General features: G+C 73.8%; 1 protein-coding gene and 1 pseudogene (1 of these 2 cut by a window edge). Both read left to right on the forward strand.

Features of this window, described 5'->3' with window-relative positions; genetic code table 11:
- On the forward strand, positions 1-11,585 hold the end of the coding sequence (locus ACIQWX_RS27275) for a type I polyketide synthase (protein WP_400877590.1). The gene continues 12,586 nt to the left of window position 1, outside the view; 11,585 of the gene's 24,171 nt are visible here — the last part of the coding sequence; the start codon falls outside the window, past its left edge; its stop codon occupies positions 11,583-11,585.
- A pseudogene (locus ACIQWX_RS27280) lies at positions 11,585-20,491 on the forward strand (type I polyketide synthase); the annotation flags it as partial. The gene ACIQWX_RS27275 and the pseudogene ACIQWX_RS27280, both read left to right, overlap by 1 nt.
- Between the last annotated feature and the right edge of the window lie 36 nt (positions 20,492-20,527).

The following is a 20,527-nucleotide window of genomic DNA, read 5'->3' on the forward strand; positions in this document are numbered from 1 at the left end:
ACCCGGGCCGGTTCGCCCTCGTCGACGGTGCACCCGTCGAGCCTGACGTAGATCGGCTCGCGGTCCGCGACGGCGTGACCTACGAGCCGCGGACCACCGCGGTCACCCCGGAAGCTTGGAAGCCCGAAGGGACCGTGCTGCTCACCGGGGCGTCCGGCGAACTGGGTGCCGCCGTCGCGCGGCACCTCGTCGAGAACCGGGGTGTCCAGCGGCTCGTCGTGCTCGGTGACGCGGACCTGCCGGACGCCGTCGCCTGCGACCCGGCCGACCGCTACGAACTGGCGCGGGCGCTCAAGACCGTCCCGGACGTCACCACGGCCGTCCACATCGGACTCGCCGACGGCGTGGCCGACTTGCGCGACCGTGCCGACATCGCCTTCAACCTCGCCGAGCTGGACGTCGACCTCGTGGTCCTGACCACCGCGGGCGGCGAGGGCCTGGTCGCGGCGCAGACCGCGGTGCTCGAAGCCGTCGCGCACAGTGCGCTCGCGTACCGTTCCGGCGAGACGTTCGACCTGCTGGGTACGCGGGGCGCGCTCCGCACCGTCGAGAACGTCCCGGCCAAGGTCAAGACCCGCCGGGTGGTCGCCCAGGTGGCCGACGCGGGCAACGCGTTGCACCAGAAGCTCGCCCGGCTGCCCGAGATCGACCGGCACCGGGCGCTCCTGGAGATCGTCCGGACCGAAGCCGCGCTCGTCCTCGGTCACGCCGGGCCCGAGGCGGTCGGCGCGGACCGTGCGTTCAAGGAACTCGGCGTCGACTCGCTGACCGCCGTCCAGCTGCGCACCGCGCTGAACACCGTCACCGGCCTGCGCCTGCCCGCGACGTCCGTCTTCGACCACCCGACCCCGGCGGCGCTGGCGAAGGCGCTGCACGCCGAGCTGTTCGGCGCGGAAGAGGAACACGCCGAGACCGTCGCCCGGGTCGACGAGCCGATCGCGATCGTCGGCATGGCCTGCCGCTACCCCGGCGGCATCGCCGATCCCGACGACCTCTGGCGGCTGGTCGCCGAGGGCGGCGACGCGATTTCGCCGTTCCCGACCGACCGCGGCTGGGACCTCGAGGCCCTCTACGACACCGATCCCGACGCGCCGGGCACCTGCTACGCCCGCGAAGGCGGCTTCCTGCACGACGCGAGCGCGTTCGACCCCGGCTTCTTCGGGATCAGCCCACGCGAGGCCGTCGCGATGGACCCGCAGCACCGCCTGCTGCTCGAAGTGTCCTGGGAGTCGATGGAACGCGCCGGGCTCGACCCGGCCACGCTGCGCGGCAGCCGCACCGGCGTCTTCGCTGGCATCACCTACCAGGACTACGGCGGCCTGCTCGGCGCCGCGACCGACAGCTTCGAAGGCTTCCTCGGCACCGGCAACTCGCCGAGCGTGCTGTCCGGCCGCGTCGCCTACACCTTCGGGCTGGAAGGCCCGGCGGTCTCGATCGACACCGCGTGCTCGTCGTCGCTGGTCGCGATCCACTGGGCGTGCCAGTCGCTGCGCGACGGCGACTGCACCCTCGCGCTCGCCGGCGGCGTCACGGTCATGTCGACCCCGGTTTCCCTCGTCGAGTTCAGCCGTCAGCGCGCGCTGGCCGCGGACGGCCGCAGCAAGCCGTTCTCGGCCGACGCCGACGGCGCCAGCTGGGCCGAGGGCGCCGGGATGCTGATGCTGGAGCGGCTGTCCGACGCCGAGCGCAACGGCCACCGCGTCCTCGCGGTGATCAAGGGCTCCGCGATCAACTCCGACGGCGCGTCCAACGGCCTCACCGCCCCGAACGGGCCGTCGCAGCAACGGGTGATCCGGCGGGCGCTGGCCAACGCACACCTGGAACCGTCCGAAGTGGACGTCGTCGAGGCGCACGGCACCGGCACCAAGCTGGGCGACCCGATCGAGGCGCAGGCCATCATCGCCACCTACGGCCGGGACCGCGACCGGCCGGTGTACCTGGGGTCGTTCAAGTCCAACGTCGGGCACGCGCAGGCGGCTTCGGGCGTCGGCGGCGTGATCAAGATGGTCCAGGCCATCCGGCACGGCGTGCTGCCGAAGACGCTGCACGCGGAGGTCCCGTCCCCGCACGTCGACTGGACGGCCGGCGACGTCAGCCTGCTCACCGAGACCCGGCCGTGGCTCGCCGACGGCCCACGCCGGGCGGGGGTCTCGTCGTTCGGGATGAGCGGGACGAACGCGCACCTGATCCTGGAACAAGCCAAGGAAAACACCGCGGAACGACCCGAGCGCGAAACTCCGGTCGCGGTGCCGTGGCTGCTGTCCGGCCGAACGGCCGATGCGTTGCGGCGGCAAGCTGATTTGTTGTCCACAGTGGATGCAGACGTCACCGATGTCGCGGTGTCGCTGGCCACCACTCGGTCGGCCTTCGAGCACCGGGCCGTCGTCGTCGGGGCCGGCCGGGACGAACTGCTTGCCGGGTTGGCCGATCCTGCCGTGCGCGGGGTCGCCGGGACCCCCGGCAAGACTGTGTTCGTCTTCCCCGGCCAGGGCTCCCAGTGGGTCGGCATGGCCCTCGAACTCGCCGAAGCCGCGCCGGTGTTCGCCGACCGGCTCGCCGAGTGCGCGGCCGCGCTCGAACCGTTCGTCGACTGGCGGCTGACCGACGTCCTGGGCGACGCCGAGGCCCTGACCAGGGTCGACGTCGTGCAGCCCGCCTGCTGGGCGGTCATGGTGTCGCTCGCCGCGCTGTGGGAGTCCTACGGTGTCCGCCCCGACGCCGTCATCGGCCACTCCCAGGGCGAGATCGCCGCCGCCTGCGTGTCCGGCGGGCTCTCCCTGGAAGACGGCGCACGTGTGGTCGCCCTGCGCAGCCAGGTCATCCGGACGTCGCTGGCGGGCCGGGGCGCGATGGCGTCCGTGGCTCTCCCGGCCGAGGACATCGAGCTGCCGCCGAGCGTGTCCGTGGCCGCGCTGAACGGCACCGCCGCGGTCACCGTCTCCGGCGACCCGGAGCAGGTCGACGAGCTGGTGGCTCGTTACCAGGCCGACGGCGTCCGCGCCCGCAAGGTCGCGGTGGACTACGCGTCGCACTCCGAGCACGTCGAAGCCATCGAGGCCGAACTCCTCGACGTCCTCGCGCCGGTCACCCCGCGTGCAGCGACGATCCCGTTCTACTCGACCGTCACCGGCGACTGGCTCGACACCACCGAGCTGACCGCCGCGTACTGGTACCGGAACCTGCGGCAGCGCGTGCTCTTCGCGCCGGCCACCGTGGCGCTCGGCGAGCAGGGCTTCGACGTGTTCGTCGAGTCCAGCGCGCACCCGGTCTTGGGCACCGCGATCGCCGGCACCCTCGACGACGCCGTGGTCACCGGCTCGCTGCGCCGCGGCGAAGGCGGGCTCGCCCGCTTCCTGACCTCGGCCGGCGAGCTGTGGACACGCGGTGTCGACGTGGACTTTGCGCTGACCGGGTCCATTGTGGACCTGCCGACCTATCCGTTCCAGCGGCAGCGTTATTGGCCGACGCTGCCCGGCCCCGGCGACGTCGCCGCGATCTCCGAGGACGCCGCCGACGCCGGGTTCTGGACGGCCGTCGAACGCGACGACGCCGGCGAACTGGCGAAGACGCTCGGACTGGACGCGGCGGCCGTCGAAGGACTGCTGCCCGCGCTGGCCGCCTACCGCAGGCAACGCCGTGAAGAATCCACAGTGGACAACTGGCGCTATCGAGTCGGCTGGCAGCCGGTCAACGTCGACACCTCGCCGCGCCTCGAAGGCACCTGGCTCGTCATCCGCCGCCCCGGCGACGACACCCTTCCGCTGGAGCGCTTCGGTGCGGAGGTCGTCACGGTCGAGGCCGAGCCCGGGATCGACCGGGCCACCCTGGCCGAGCGGATCGGGGACGTCGAACCGGCGGGGATCGTGAACCTGCTGGGAACCGACGTGTCCTACCGCGGGCTCGTCGACACGCTGACGCTGATCCAGTCCCTCGGCGACGCTCCCTTGTGGACGCTCACGCGCGGCGCGGTGTCGACCGGCAAGGCCGACGCCCTCCGCAACCCGGCCCAGGCGCCGGTGTGGGGTCTCGGCCGCGTCGCCGCGCTGGAGCTCCCCGGCCGCTGGGGTGGCCTGCTCGACCTGCCCGCCGACCTCGACGACCGCGCGGTCGCCCGGGTGGCGGCGGCGCTCGCCGGCAACGAAGACCAGGTCGCGGTCCGCGCGTCCGGTGTCTTCGCCCGCCGGCTCCTGCGGTCGCCGTTGAGCGACACGCAGCCGGCCCGCGAGTGGACGCCGGAAGGCACGGTGCTGATCACCGGCGGGACCGGCGGACTGGGCGCCAAGGTGGCCCGCTGGCTGGCCGGCCGTGGCGCGGAAAGGCTGGTGCTCACCAGCCGTCGTGGCGCGGACGCCCCGGGCGCGGCCGAACTGTGCGAAGAACTCGCCGGGCTTGGGACCCGCGTGACCGTCGTGGCCTGCGACGTCGCCGACCGCGACGCACTCGCCGCGGTCTTGGCCGAGCACCCGCCGACCGCCGTCGTCCACGCCGCCGGTGTCCTCGACGACGGCGTGCTGGACTCGCTCACCCCGGACCGGCTGATGGCGGTGCTGAAGCCCAAGGCCCTCGCCGCGTTCCACCTGCACGAGCTGACCAAGGACCTGGACCTGACGGCGTTCGTCTCCTTCGCCTCGACGGCCGGCGTCTGGGGCGGCCCCGGCCAGGGAAACTACGCCGCCGCCAACGCCTATCTCGACGCCCTCGCCGAGCACCGGCGCTCGCTCGGGCTGGCCGCGACGTCGATCTCGTGGGGTCCGTGGGCCGACACCGGGATGGCCGACGCCGCCGCCGTCGCCGAACGCCAGCGCCTCGGCGGCATCCGGGCGCTCGACCCGGAGCTGGCGATCGCCGCGTTGCAGCAGGCGCTCGACCACGGCGAGACCACGCTGACCGTGGCCGGCGTCGACTGGGCGCGGTACGTGCCGTCGTTCACCGCCGTCCGGCCGAGCCCGCTGCTGCTCGGCATCCCCGAGGCCCGCGCGGCGATGGAAAGCGCGGCGGAGCAGACGCAGAGCGTCAACGAGCGTGACGTGCTGGAGTTCGTCCGCACCCAGGTCGCCGGCGTCCTCGGCTACGGCGGGCCGGGCGAGGTCAAGCCGAACCGCGCGTTCACCGACCTCGGCTTCGACTCGCTCACCGCGGTCGACCTGCGCAACCGCCTGTCCGCGGCCACCGGGCTCAAGCTGCCCGCGACGCTCATCTTCGACCATCCGACGACGACCGCGCTGGTCGCGCACCTCAAGACCGAGCTGGGCGAACCGGCCGAATCGACGTCCACAGTGGACGTCACGCCGAAGGCCGTCGAGGACGACCCGATCGCCATCGTCTCGATGGCGTGCCGGTTCCCCGGCGGGGTGCGTTCACCCGAGGACCTCTGGGCACTGCTGTCCGAAGGCGCGGACGCGATCACGGACTTCCCGGACGACCGCGGCTGGGACCTCGACGCGCTCTACGACCCCGACCCCGACCACCAGGGCACGTCCTACACCCGCCGCGGCGGCTTCCTCGACGGCGCCAGCCGGTTCGACGCCGCGTTCTTCGGCATCAACCCGCGTGAAGCCCTGGCCATGGACCCGCAGCAGCGCCTGCTGCTCGAGACGGCGTGGGAAGCCGTCGAGCGCGGCGGGATCGACGCGGCGTCGCTGCGCGGCGGCCCGGTCGGGGTGTTCGCCGGCTCGAACGGGCAGGACTACACCCCGCTGCTCGCGCTCGGTGACGACGAAGGTGTCGAGGGCTACACCATGACCGGCAACGCGGGATCCGTGGTGTCCGGCCGGATCTCCTACGCACTCGGCCTGGAAGGCCCGGCCGTCACGGTCGACACGGCCTGCTCGTCGTCGCTGGTCGCGGTGCACCTCGCCGCGCGGGCGCTGCGGGCGGGGGAGTGCTCCCTCGCGCTGGCCGGCGGCGTCACGATCATGTCGACGCCGTCCGGGTTCATCCAGTTCAGCCGCCAGCGCGGGCTCGCGCTCGACGGCCGCTGCAAGGCGTTCTCCGACGACGCCGACGGCACCGGCTGGGGCGAAGGCGCCGGGATGGTGCTCCTCGAACGACTTTCCGACGCGCGCCGCAACGGCCACCCGGTGCTCGCCCTGGTCCGCGGCAGCGCGGTCAACCAGGACGGCGCGTCGAACGGCCTGACCGCACCGAACGGCCCGTCGCAGCAGCGCGTGATCCGTGCCGCGCTGGCCGACGCCGGGCTGCGCCCGTCCGAAGTGGACGCTGTCGAAGCGCACGGCACCGGCACGGTGCTGGGTGACCCGATCGAGGCGCAGGCCGTCCTGGCCACCTACGGTCAGGATCGCGAGCGGCCGCTGTGGCTCGGCTCGGTCAAGTCCAACATCGGGCACACCCAGGCCGCCGCCGGTGCGGCCGGGATCATGAAGATGGTCCTGGCGCTGGGCCACGACGTGCTGCCGAAGACCCTGCACGCCGACGTCCCGTCGTCCCACGTGGACTGGACTTCCGGGGACGTGCGGCTGCTCGCCGACGCCGTCGAGTGGGCGCCGAACGGGCACCCGCGCCGAGCCGGGATCTCGTCGTTCGGCGTGAGCGGCACCAACGCGCACGTGATCGTCGAGCAAGCTCCGGAAGAGCCGTCGGTGGCCGAACCGACGTGGTCGGGCCCGGTGCCCTGGGTCCTTTCAGGACGGTCCGAGGCGGCCTTGCGGGCCCAGGCCGCACAGCTGGCCGACCACCTCGGAGGGGAACGGCCGGCCGACGCCGGCTGGTCGCTGGCCACCGGCCGGTCGGCGTTCGAGCACCGCGCGGTGGTGATCGGCACCGAAACCGAAGACCTGCTGCAAGGCCTGCGTGATCTCGTCGACGGACCTCTGCCCGGCCCGACGAGCGAAGGCCGGATCGGCTTCCTGTTCACCGGGCAAGGTGCGCAACGGCTTGGCATGGGCCGTGAGCTGTACGACGAATACCCGATGTACGCCGAGGCGTTCGACGTGGTGTGCGCGCACTTCGACACCGAGCTGGACCGGCCGCTGGCCGAGGTCGTCTTCGGCGACGAAGACCTGCTGAACGAGACCGGCTACACCCAGCCCGCGCTGTTCGCGGTCGAGGTGGCGCTGTTCCGGCTGCTGGAGTCCTGGGGCGTGCACCCCGAGTACCTGGCCGGGCATTCGATCGGTGAGCTGGCCGCTGCGCACGTCGCCGGGGTGTTCTCCCTGGCCGACGCGTGCCGCTTGGTCGCCGCGCGCGGCCGGCTCATGCAGGCGCTGCCCCGCGGAGGCGGGATGCTGGCCGTGTCGGCCACCGAAGACGAGGTCACGCCGCTGCTCACGGACACGGTGAGCATCGCCGCGATCAACGGGCCGGCGTCCACAGTGGTCTCCGGCGACGCGGGCGTTCTCGGCGAGATCGAGGCGCACTTCACCGCACTGGGCCGCAAGACCAAGCGGCTCACCGTTTCCCACGCGTTCCACTCGCCGCTGATGGACCCGATGCTGGACGAGTTCGCGAAGGTGGCCGAGCGGATCACCTACACCGAGCCGAACCTGCCGGTCGTGTCCACGGTGACCGGTGCGGTCACGTCCGTGTCCACATCGGAGTACTGGGTCGGCCAGGTGCGCGCGGCCGTGCGGTTCGCCGACGCCGTCACGACCCTGCACGGCCTGGGCGTCAACCGGTTCGTCGAGATCGGACCGGACGCCGTCCTGACGCCGATGGTCGACGCGGCCGTGGCGGTGCCCACCCTGCGCGCAGGCCGCGACGAACGGACCACCGTGCTGGCCGCGGTCGGCGAGCTGCATGTCCACGGGCAGAGTCCCGAGTGGACGGCCGTGTTCGCCGGCACCGGCGCGCGCCGGGTCGACCTGCCGACGTATGCGTTCCAGTACCGGCGCTTCTGGCCGCACCTGACCGGGCTGCCGGTCGGCGACGTCACCGCCGCCGGCCTCACCGCGGTCGACCACCCGCTCCTCGGCGCGGCGGTCTCCGTGGCCGGGTCCGCGGAGGTCCTGTTCACCAGCCGGCTCGCGCTGTCGACGCACCCGTGGCTGGCCGGGCACGAGGTCATGGGGCAGGTGCTGCTGCCGGGCACGGCGTTCCTGGAGCTGGCCGTCCGCGCCGCGGACCAGGTCGGCTGCGCCCGCGTCGAGGAGCTGACCCTCTCCGCACCGCTGGTCCTGCCCGAGCGCGGCGGCGTCCAGCTGCAGTGCTCGGTCGGTGCCCCCGGTGAAGACGGCAGCAGGGCGTTTTCCGCACACTCGCGTGGCGAAGGTGACGAAGAGTGGATCCTGCACGCCACCGGCCTGCTCGCCGTCGAAGCCGGTGCACCCGGCGAACCGCTGACCGAGTGGCCGCCCGCTAAGGCGGAACCCCTTGCCGTGGAGGACTTCTACGACACCTACGCGGCCGGCGGGTTCGCCTACGAAGACGCCTTCCGCGGCCTGACCGCCGCCTGGCGCCACGGCGACGACGTCTACGCCGAAATCGCGCTGCCCGAACCGGCCAGCGAAGACGCACGGCGCTTCGGGCTGCACCCGGCGTTGCTCGACGCCGCGCTGCAAGCCCTGCTCTACCTGCCCCTGGCCGGATCCGGGCAGAGCAGGCTCCCGTTCTCCTGGTCGGACGTCACCCTGCACGCGTCCGGCGCCGCGGCACTGCGCGTCCGCCTCAGCCTGGCCGGCCCGGACGCTCTGGCGCTGACCATCGCCGACGCCGCGGGCCACCCGGTCGCCACCGTGGGCTCGCTGGCCATGCGTCAGGTTTCGGCCGAACTGCTGACCGAGACCAAGCGAGTGCACGACTCGCTGTTCCAAGTGGACTGGGTCCCGCTGACCGGCGGGTCCGAACCGGACACCGGGACGTGGGCCGTCCTGGGCCCGGACCCGCACAAGCTCGGCGTCCAGCTCGGCACGGCCGGCCCACTGAAGTCCTATGTGGACATCGACGCACTGGTCGCCGAAGGGGACACGCCACCGGAGGTCGTGTTCGCGCCGCTCGTGCCGGACCGGACGGCTGATCTGCCGAGCGCGGTCCGCGCGGCCACCGCGCGAGCCCTGGGCACCGTGCAGCGCTGGCTGGCCGAAGACACCCTGGAAGCGGCGAAGCTGGTGTTCGTCACGTCCGGCGCGGTCGCGCATCGTGGCGAGGTGACCGACCTCGCCAACGCCGCAGTCTGGGGCCTGGTCCGCTCGGCCCAGGCCGAGAACCCCGGCCGGTTCCTGCTGGTCGACGTCGACGGCCAGGACGCTTCCTGCTCCGCGATCCCGGCCGCCCTCACCACCGGCGAGCCGCAACTGTCCCTTCGCGACGGTGAACCGCACGCGGCCCGCTTGGTGCGCGCGGAAACCGCCGGCGGGGTGCTCGCCGCCCCGGCGGACGGACCGTGGCGACTGGACGTCGTCGACAAGGGCACGCTCGAGAACCTGACGTTGCTGCCGTGCCCCGAGGTCGAGGGCCCGCTGCCGGACGGGCACGTGCGGATCGCGGTCCGCGCGGCGGGCGTCAACTTCCGCGACGTCCTCAACGCACTGGGCATGTACCCGGGCGAGGCCGGACAGATGGGTTTGGAGGGAGCGGGCGTCGTCACCGAAGTCGGCCCGGGCGTGACCGGGCTCGAGGTGGGTGACCGGGTGCTCGGCATGTTCCCCGGCGCGTTCGGGCCCCAGGCCGTCGCCGACCAGCGGCTCGTCGCCCGCGTCCCGGACGGCTGGACGTTCGCCGAAGCGGCGTCCGTGCCGATTGTGTTCCTCACCGCCTATTACGCGCTGGTCGACCTCGGCCGCGTCCAGCCGGGGGAGACCGTCCTGGTCCACGCCGCGGCCGGCGGTGTCGGCATGGCCGCGGTCCAGCTCGCGCGGCACCTCGGCGCCGACGTGTTCGGCACCGCGGGCGCCGGCAAGTGGGGCGCCCTGCGCGAGCACGGCCTCGCCGACGACCGGATCGCGTCCTCGCGGACCTTGGACTTCGAGGACCGGTTCCTCGCGGCCACCGAGGGCCGGGGCGTCGACGTCGTCCTCGATTCCCTGGCCGGGGAGTTCGTGGACGCGTCGCTGCGGTTGCTGCCGCGCGGCGGCCGGTTCCTGGAGATGGGCAAGACCGACGTCCGCGACCCCGCTGTCGTCGCCGGGGAACACCCGGGAGTCAGGTACCAGGCGTTCGACCTCATCGAGGCCGGGCCCGACCGGATCGCCGAGATGCTCCGGGAGGTCCTCGACCTGCTCGGCCGGGGTGTCCTGCGCCCGATTCCGGTCACCGCGTGGGACGTCCACCGCGCCCCGGCGGCGTTCAAGCACCTCCAGCAGGCCAAGCACGTCGGCAAGGTCGTGCTGACCGTCCCCGCGCCGCTCGACCCCGACGGCACGGTCCTCATCACCGGCGGCACCGGCGGCCTGGGCGGGTTGCTGGCCCGGCACCTCGTCACCGAGCACGGCGCTCGCCACCTGCTGCTCACCAGCCGTCGCGGCCTCGCCGCCGAGGGGGCGGCCGAGCTGCGGGACGAGCTGACCGCACTGGGCGCGACCGTCACGGTGGCGGCGTGCGACGCGGCCGACCGCGACGCCCTCGCCGCGTTGCTCGACGGCATCCCCGCCGAGCACCCGTTGCGGGCCGTCATGCACACCGCCGGCGTGCTCGACGACGGCGTCGTCGGCTCCCTGGACGCGGCCCGCCTCGACAAGGTGCTGCGGCCCAAGGTCGACGCCGCCGTGCACCTCGACGAGCTGACCCGGCACGCCGACCTCACCGCGTTCGTCCTGTTCTCCGGGGCCGCCGGCCTGTTCGGCGGCGCCGGGCAGGCGAACTACGCGGCCGCGAACGCCTTCGTCGACGCCTTCGCCACCCACCGGCACGCCCTCGGGCTGCCCGCGGTGGCGCTCGCGTGGGGCCCGTGGTCGGCCGCCGCCGGCATGACCAGCGGCCTGACCGAGACGGACCTGAGCCGGATGGCCCGCGCGGGCCTGCTGCCGCTGTCCGCCGAACTCGGGCTCGCCCTGCTCGACGCGGGCATCGCTTCGGGGGAAGCGGCCGTGGTGCCGATGCGGGTCGACCCGGCCGCGCTCGCGTCCTCGGGCGCGCCGCTGTTCCGCGGGTTCGCCACCGCACCGGCGCGCCGGGCGGTCACGGCGGTCGCCGAGGCCGCGCCCGCGAGCTTGGCCGAGCGGCTGGCCGCGACCCCGGCCGCGGATCGCGAGGACGTCGTGGCGGAGCTGGTCTCCGGCCAGGTCGCCGCGGTGCTGGGCCACGCGTCCACAATGGACATCGACCCGGCGAAGGCGTTCTCGGAACTGGGGTTCGACTCGCTCACGGCGGTCGAACTGCGCAACCGGCTCGGCGCGGTCGCGGGTAAGCGGCTGCCCGCGACGCTCGTGTTCGACTACCCGACGGTCCGCGAGCTGGCCGGCTACCTGCTCGCCGAGATCGCCCCGGCCGCACCTTCCGCGACCGGCGCCGTCGACGAGCTGCGCAATTCCCTCGCCGCGCTGCCCGAAGGCTTCGAAGGCCGCGAGGAGATCACCGAGCGGCTGCAAAGCCTCCTGGACTGGTGGACCGGCAAGCCGCAGCTGGACGAAGAAGTGGCGGCCGCCTCCGCCGACGAGCTGTTCGACCTGATCGACAAGGAGTTCGGGGCGTGACCTCCGACAACGAGAAGAAGCTGCTCGACTACCTCAAGAAGGTCACCACCGACCTGCGCGCGGCGAACCAGCGGCTGCGCGATGTAGAGGAGCGAGACGCCGAACCGGTCGCGGTGATCGGGCTGGGCTGCCGGTTCCCCGGCGGCGTCCGCACCCCCGAACAGCTGTGGCAGCTGCTCGCCGACGGCGGCGACGGCATGGCGGGCTTCCCCGCCGACCGCGGCTGGCCGGCGGCGCTGTACTCGGGCGACGCCGGGCAGGCGGGCACCAGCTACGTCCGCGAGGGCGGCTTCGTCTACGACGCCGCCGAGTTCGACCCGGGCTTCTTCGGGATGAGCCCGCGCGAGGCGCTGGCCACCGACCCGCAGCAGCGGCTCCTGCTCGAAACGGCGTGGGAGACGATCGAGCGCGCCGGGATCGACCCGCTTTCCCTGCGCGGCACGAAAGCCGGGGTCTTCGTCGGCGGCACGTCCACCGGCTACGGCTCCGGCCTGACCGCGCTGCCCGACGGCGTCGAAGGGCACCTGCTCACCGGCAACTCGACCGCGGTGATCTCCGGCCGGGTCGCCTACCAGCTCGGGCTCAAGGGCCCGGCGGTCACCGTCGACACGGCGTGCTCGTCGTCGCTGGTCGCGCTGCACTGGGCGGCCCAGTCGCTGCGGCGCGGCGAATGCTCGCTGGCGCTGGTCGGCGGGGTGACGGTGATGTCGACCCCGGGCATGTTCCTCGAGTTCAGCCGCCAGCGCGGGCTCGCGCCGGACGGGCGGTGCAAGCCGTTCGCGGCGGCGGCCGACGGCACCGGCTGGTCCGAAGGCGTCGGGCTCGTCCTCGTCGAGAAGCTGTCGGACGCGCTGGCCAACGGGCACCCGGTGCTGGCGGTGGTTCGCGGCTCGGCGGTCAACTCGGACGGCGCCTCCAACGGGCTCACCGCGCCCAACGGCCCGGCCCAGCAGCAGGCGATCCGAGCCGCGCTGGCGAGCGCCGGGCTCACACCGTCCGAAGTGGACGTCGTCGAGGCGCACGGCACCGGCACCACCCTGGGCGACCCGATCGAGGCGCACGCACTGCTGGCGACCTACGGCCAGGACCGTGAGCGCCCGCTGTGGCTCGGCTCGGTGAAGTCGAACATCGGCCACACCCAGGCCGCCGCCGGCGTCGCCGGGGTGCTCAAGGTGGTCCTGTCGATGCGGCACGGGCTGCTGCCGCGCACGGTCCACGTCGACTCGCCGTCGCCGCACATCGACTGGTCTTCGGGAGCGGTCGAACTGCTCACCGAGAACGTCGAGTGGCCGGCGGGGGAGACTCCGCGCCGGGCCGGCGTGTCGTCGTTCGGCATCAGCGGCACCAACGCGCACGTGATCCTGGAGAGCTACGACTCCGAGCCCGCCGCGGCGACCGCGGTGGACGGCGTGGTTCCGCTCGCGCTCTCGGCCCGCTCCGGCGAAGCGCTGCGGGAGCAGGCCGTCCGGCTTAGGGAGCACCTGGCAGCGGGCGCGCCGCTCGCGGACACCGCGCTGTCGCTGGTCACCGGGCGGTCGGCGTTCGAGCACCGGGCCGTCGTGCTGGCCGGTGACACCACTTCGGCGCTGACCGCGCTGGACGCGCTGGCGGCCGGCACGCCGTCTCCGTCCGTTGTGGACGGTGTCGTCGGCAAGGCGGGCAAGATCGCGTTCCTGTTCTCCGGTCAGGGTTCCCAGCGGATCGGGATGGGTGCCGGGCTGCGGTCGGCCTTCCCGGTGTTCGCGTCGGCCTTCGACGCGGTGTGCGCCGAATTCGACTTTCCCTTGGCGGAGGCGATCTCGGGCGAGTCCTTGGACGACACGGGTTACACGCAGCCCGCGCTGTTCGCGGTCGAGGTGGCCCTGTTCCGGCTCCTGGAGTCGTGGGGCGTCCGGCCGGACTTCCTGGCCGGGCATTCGATCGGCGAGCTGGCGGCGGCGCACGTCGCCGGGATCCTTTCGCTGGCCGATGCCGGCAAGCTGGTCGCCGCGCGGGCGCGGCTGATGGCGGCCCTCCCGCCCGGCGGGGCGATGGTCGCCGTGCAGGCCGGTGAGGACGAGGTCTCGCCGCTGCTGGGCGAGCGGGTGTGTCTCGCCGCCGTCAACGCGCCGGACTCGGTCGTGCTGTCCGGCGACGAGTCCGCGGTTCTGGCGGCCGCGGCCGAACTGGCGTCCCGCGGGCGCAAGACGAAGCGGCTCAGCGTGTCGCACGCCTTCCACTCGGCGCTGATGGAGCCGATGCTGGACGAGTTCCGGCAGGTCGTGAGCGGGTTGACGTTCTCGGCGCCGCGGCTGCCGATCGTCACCGGCGCGACCGACGACCTGACCGATCCGGAGTACTGGGTGCGGCACGTGCGCGAGCCGGTCCGGTTCGCCGACCGCATGACGGCCCTGCAAGGCCGTGGTGTCACGCGGTTCGTCGAGGTCGGCCCGGACGGGACCCTCTCCGGGATGGCGGGCGTGCCCGTCGTGGCGATGCTGCGTGACGGGCGCGACGAGCGGGAGTCCGTCCTGAGGGCGCTGGCCGAGCTGTTCGTGGGCGGTGGCGCACCCGGCTGGACGTCCCTGCTCGAGGGCGCTCAGCGAGTCGACCTGCCGACGTACGCCTTCCAGCGCGAGCGGTTCTGGCTCACCTCGCCGGAGGCTGCCGAGGTCGTGGACACCGGTGCGGAACAGTTCTGGTCGGCGGTGGACCGCGAGGACCTCGGCGCGCTGGCCGGCACCTTGGACGTCCCTTCGGAAGCGCCGCTCAGCGAAGTGCTTCCCGCGTTGGCGTCCTGGCGGCGCCGCAACCGTGAAGAGTCCACAATAGACAATTGGCGTCATCGGGTCGGCTGGCGCCCGGTCACCGGGCCGGCCCCGACCCGGCTGTCCGGCCGCTGGCTCGTGGTGGGCGAAGGTGCCGGCGACGTGGTGGAGGGCCTGCGCGACCGGGGCGCGGACGTGCTGGCCGTCCCGGCCGTCGCCGCCTTGCCGGGTGACGAGCCCGCCGGGATCCTTTCGCTGCTGGCCGTGGCGGACACCCTCGAACTGGTGCAGGCTCTCGGCACGCTCGGCTGGTCCGCCCCGCTGTGGTGCTTGACCCGGGGCGCGGTCTCGACCGGCCGGTCCGACCCCCTGGACCAGCCGGAGCAGGCGCAGGTGTGGGGCCTCGGCCGCTCCGCCGCGGTGGAACACCCCCGTCGGTGGGGCGGTCTGGTCGACCTGCCCGCGCGGCTGGACGAACGCGGCCTCGACCGGCTGTGCGGCGTGCTCGCCGACGGCGCCGAAGACGAGGTCGCCATCCGCGCAGCCGGCGTCTACGCCCGGCGGCTCGAGCGCGCACCGGTGCCCGGCGACTGTCCGGAGTGGACGCTCACCGGAACGGTGCTGATCACCGGCGGCACCGGAGCACTCGGCGGGCACCTCGCGCGCTGGGCGCTCGACCGCGGCGCGTCGCACGTCGTGCTGGCGAGCCGGCGCGGTGCGACCGAACCGACCGCGCCCGAGATCACGGTCGTGGCCTGCGACTGTGCCGACCCGGCCGCGGTCAGCGCCCTCGTGGAGTCGCTGCCGGACCTGACCGCCGTGGTCCACGCGGCGGGCGTGCTCGACGACGGCGTGCTCGACGGGCTCACCGCCGAAAAGCTCGACCGGGTGCTGCGGGCCAAGGCGGTCTCCGCCCGGCTGCTGCACGAGGCGACGGCCGACCGTGAACTCTCGGCGTTCGTGCTGTTCTCGTCGCTGGCGGGCACCGTCGGTTCGGCCGGGCAGGGCAACTACGCGGCGGCGAACGCCTACCTCGACGCGCTGGCCGCGTACCGGCGGGCCCGCGGGCTTCCGGCGACGTCGATCGCGTGGGGACCGTGGGCCGACGCCGGGATGGCGGCTGACACCGCCGTCCGCGACCGCTTGCGGCGCGGCGGTCTCACGCCCCTCGACCCGGAACTCGCGGTCGCCGCGCTCGACCGGGCGCTGGGTGCCGGCGACGTCGCGGTCGCGCTCGCCGACGTCGACTGGCCCGTCTACGGTCCCGCGCTCACCGCCGTGCGGCCGAGCCGGCTGCTGACCGAACTGCCGGAGGCGGCCGGTGCTCCGGTCGTGACGCCGTCCGATGTGGACATGCTGACGTTGGTGCGCCGTCAGGTCGCGGCGGTGCTCGGGTACTCCGAAGAGGTTCCCGCGGACAAGGCGTTCAAGGACCTCGGGTTCGACTCGCTGACCGCCGTCGAGCTGCGCAACCGGCTGGGCGCGGCGACCGGCACGGACCTGCCCGCGACGCTGATTTACGACTATCCGACGGCGGCCGACCTGGCGGCGCACTTGGCGGGCACGGGCGAAGCACCGGTGATCGAGCGGACCGTCGTGTCCACAGAGGACCCGATCGTCGTCGTGGCGATGGGCTGCCGGTTCCCCGGCGGCGTGCGGACGCCGGAAGACCTGTGGGAGCTGCTGGTTTCCGGGCGCGACGCGGTTTCGGGCTTCCCCGCCGACCGGCACTGGGACCTCGCGGGCCTCGCGGCGGCCGGGGTCGTCGCCGGCGGCGGCGCGTTCGTCGACGGCGTCACGGAGTTCGACCCGGCCTTCTTCGGCATCTCGCCGCGTGAAGCACTGGCGATGGACCCGCAGCAGCGGCTCGTGCTGGAAACAGCGTGGGAAACCCTGGAACGCGCCGGCGTCGACCCGGCGGGCGGCCCGGACGTCGGGGTGTTCCTGGGGACCAACGGGCAGGACTACCCGGCGGTGCTCGCCGGCTCCGGCGAGGACTTCGGCGGGTTCGTCGGCACCGGCAACGCGGCTTCGGTCGTCTCGGGCCGGGTGTCGTACGTGCTGGGGCTCGGCGGCCCGGCCGTGACCGTGGACACGGCGTGTTCGGCGTCGCTGGTCGCGCTGCACCTGGCCGCGCAGTCGGTGCGCGCGGGGGAGTGCGCGATGGCGCTGGCCGGCGGCGTGACGGTGATGGCGACGCCCGGCGCGTTCGTCGAGTTCTCCCGCCAGGGCGGGCTCGCGGCGGACGGCTGGTGCAAGGCGTTCGCCGACGACGCGGACGGCACAGGCTGGGGTGAAGGCGCCGGCGTCGTGCTGGTCGAACGGCTGTCGGACGCGCGGCGGCTCGGGCACCCGGTGCTCGCGGTGCTGCGCGGCTCGGCGATGAACCAGGACGGCGCGTCGAACGGGCTCACCGCGCCGAACGGGCCGTCGCAGCAACGGGTGATCCTGTCCGCGCTGGCCGTGGCGGGGCTGGAACCGTCCGATGTGGACGCCGTCGAGGCGCACGGCACGGGTACCGCTCTCGGCGACCCAATCGAAGCGCAGGCGCTGCTGGCGACGTACGGCCGTGACCGGGCCACGCCGCTGTGGCTGGGGTCGCTGAAGTCCAACATCGGGCACACGCAGGCCGCGGCCGGGATTGCCGGGGTCATCAAGATGGTGCTCGCGTTGGGGCACGGCGTCCTGCCGAAGACGTTGCACGCGGACCGGCCGTCGCGGCACGTGGACTGGACCAGCGGTGCGGTTTCGCTGCTGACGTCTTCGCAGCCGTGGCCGGCCGGCGAGCGGCCGCGGCGGGCCGGGGTGTCGTCGTTCGGCTTCAGCGGCACGAACGCGCACGTCATCCTGGAGGAGCCACCAGCGGTCGTGAGTGAGAAACAGTGTTCTAACCCTGTTTCTCACTCACGACCGGCGGACGTCGTGGCGTGGCCGCTGTCGGCCCGGTCGGGCTCGGCGCTGCGGGAGCAGGCCCGCCGGCTCGCGGCCTTCGACTCGGACGCCGCCCCGGCCGACGTCAGCCTGACCCTGGCCGGCCGGGCGGCGTTCGACCACCGGGCGGTGGTGACCGGCGCGTCGCGGGCGGAGCTGCTGGCCGGGCTGGCCGCGGTGGCGTCGGGCGGGAAGGGCCCGGGCGTCGTCACCGGGCAGGCCGGCTCGGGCGCGACGGGACTGTTGTTCGCCGGCCAGGGTTCGCAGCGCGTCGGGATGGGGGCGGAGCTGTATGCGCGGTTCCCGGCGTTCGCGGACGCGTTCGACGCGGCGTGCGCGGTGCTGGACCCGGCGCTGGACCGGCCGGTGCGGGACGTCGTGTTCGGCGACGCCGTGGCACTGGACCGAACGGGTTACACGCAACCGGCGCTGTTCGCGCTGGAGGTCGCGTTGTTCCGGCTGCTGGAGTCGTGGGGCGTCCGGCCGGACTACCTGGTGGGCCACTCGATCGGCGAGCTGGCGGCGGCGCACGTCGCGGGGGTGTTCTCGCTGGCGGACGCGGGCAAGCTGGTCGCGGCCCGGGCGGGTCTGATGCAGGCCCTGCCGGCCGGGGGCGCGATGCTGGCCGTGCAGGCCGCCGAGCAGGAGGTGTTGCCGCTCGCGGCGGGCCGCGCGGACGTGGCGGCGGTGAACGGGCCGCAGTCGGTGGTCCTGTCCGGCGAGGCGGACGTCCTGGCCTCGATCGCCGCCGAGCTGACGGCGCGCGGGGTGAAGTCTAGGGATTTGCGGGTCTCGCATGCGTTTCACTCGGCTCGTATGGACGCGATGCTGGAGGACTACGCCGAGGTGGCGCGCGGGATCGGCTACGCCGGGCCGCGCGTGCCCGTGGTGTCCACGGTGACCGGGCGGGTCGCGGAGGAGTTGACGGACCCGGGGTATTGGGTCCGTCAGGTGCGCGAGCCGGTCCGGTTCGCGGCGGCGGTCGAGACGTTGGGTTCGGCCGGGGTGACGCGGCTGGTCGAGCTGGGTCCGGACGGGACGTTGTCGGCGTTCGCGCCCGCTTGTGTCCCGATGCTGCGCAAGGACCGGCCGGAAGTCTCGACGGCGCTGCTGGCGTTGGGGTCGTTGCACGTCAGCGGGGAGAAGGTGGATTGGACCTCGCTGACGTCGGGGGCGCGGTACGTGGCGTTGCCGACGTACCCGTTCGAGCGGCAGGTGTTCTGGCCTGAGCCGGCGGTTTCGAGCGGGTCGCCCTCGGACGCGTGGCGGTATCGGGTGACGTGGCGGCCGGTGGCGGATGGGCCTCGGGTTGGGTTGACCGGCCGGTGGCTGGTGGCGGTCCCCGTTGGGTTCGATGGGGACCCGCTGGTCAAGGGTGTACTGGCGGCGCTCGCGGAGGCGGGGGCCGAGCCGGTGCCGGTGACGCTCGGAGAGACGGACCTCGATCGGGATGGGCTGGCCGCCCGCTTGCGCGGGCTCGGCTCGCGCGCCCCGCTCGACGGCGAGCGCAGCGGGCTGGGCGGGGCCGACCGCGCCTTGCTAGGCGATGCTGAGCAGGGGCGCGGTGTGGAGCCGGTGTCCGGCTCAATCGGTGAACCCGACCTCGGTCCGGTCGCCGGGGTGCTCTCCCTGCTCGGCCTGGCCATCCACACCACGCCCGACCTCCCATCCGTCCCCCTCGGGCTTGCGCTCAGCACCACCCTCCTCCAGGCCCTCGGCGATGCCGGCGTCACCGCGCCGCTGTGGAACGTCACCTCCGGAGCCGTCGCCGTCGAAGGCGAGACCCTCGCGGAGCCGATGTCCGCCGGTGTCTGGGGCCTCGGGCGGACCGCCGCCCTCGAACACCCCGACCGGTGGGGCGGTCTCGCCGACCTGCCCGCCGAACCCCGAGAACCCGAGCTGACCAGGCTGATCGCCGCCCTCGGATCCCCGGAAAACGAAGTCGCCGTCCGCCCGGAAGGCACCTTCGCGCGACGGCTCGTGCGCGCCCCCGTCACCCCCGCCGAGCCCTGGACTCCTCGCGGCACCGTGCTCGTCACCGGCGGCACCGGCGCGCTCGGGGCCGAAGTCGCGCGGTGGCTGGCCCGCGCCGGTGCGCCGCACGTCGTGCTCGTCGGGCGGCGGGGCCCTGCCGCTCCCGGGGCCGCCGAACTCGAAGCCGAACTCGGCGAGCTGGGCGCCAAGGTCACGATCGCCGCGGTCGACCTCGCCGATCGGGTGGCCACCAAGGACCTCCTCGACGACCTGCCCGACCTCGACGCCGTCGTGCACGCCGCCGGGGTTCTCGACGACGGCGTCCTCGACTCCCTGACACCAAAACGCCTCGCCACGGTCCTCAAGTCCAAAGTGGACTCGGCTCGCAACCTCGACGAGCTGACGCGCAACCGGGACCTCTCCGCATTCGTCCTGTTCTCCTCCCTCGCCGCCACCCTCGGTGCGGCCGGGCAGGGCAACTACGTCGCCGCCAACGCCGTCCTCGACGCCCTCGCCGAGCACCGGGCCGGACTTGGCCTGCCCGCCACCTCCATCGCCTGGGGTCCGTGGGCCGGCGCCGGCATGGCCGCCGGGAACAGTGCCCGCGCCGAACGCGGCGGGATCCGCCCGATGGCGCCCGCACTGGCCACCGCCGCCCTGCACCGCGCGGTGACCGGCGGGGACACCGCCGTCGCGGTCGCCGACGTCGACTGGGCGCAGTTCCGCGCCGGCCGGCTGCTCGACGAGCTGCCCGAAGCCCGCCGCCAGGAGCCGGAGCAGGACATCCGCGCGAAGCTCGACGCCCTGACCGGGCCCGAGCGGGACCGTGCGCTGCTCGACCTGGTGCGCGCGGAGGTCGCCGCCGTGCTCGGCTACGCCGGGCCGTCCACAGTGGACGCCGGGCTGGCGTTCAAGGAACTGGGCCTCGACTCGCTCACCGCGGTCGAGCTGCGCAACGGCCTGGCCGCTGCCACCGGCCTGGCCCTGCCCGCGACGCTCGGCTTCGACTACGCCACGCCGGCCGCGCTCGCCGCGCACCTCGGCCGCGAACTCGCGCCGGCCGACCCGGCCGAGGCCGCGCTCGAACACATCGAAGCGCTCTCCGCCGGGTTGACCGCCGGGCACCTCGCCCGGCTGCAGGCCCTGCTGGCCCGCCTGGGCGCGCAACCGGCGGACAGCACGCGGCAGAAGCTCGAAACGGCCAGCGAAACCGAGATCTTCGACTTCATCGACAACGAGCTGGGACTCGCGTGACGGGGGCGACGTGAACGAGGAGAAACTGCTCGGCTA

Origin of the sequence: Amycolatopsis sp. NPDC098790, assembly GCF_044759945.1 — a bacterium.
In the GTDB taxonomy this organism is placed as follows: domain Bacteria; phylum Actinomycetota; class Actinomycetes; order Mycobacteriales; family Pseudonocardiaceae; genus Amycolatopsis.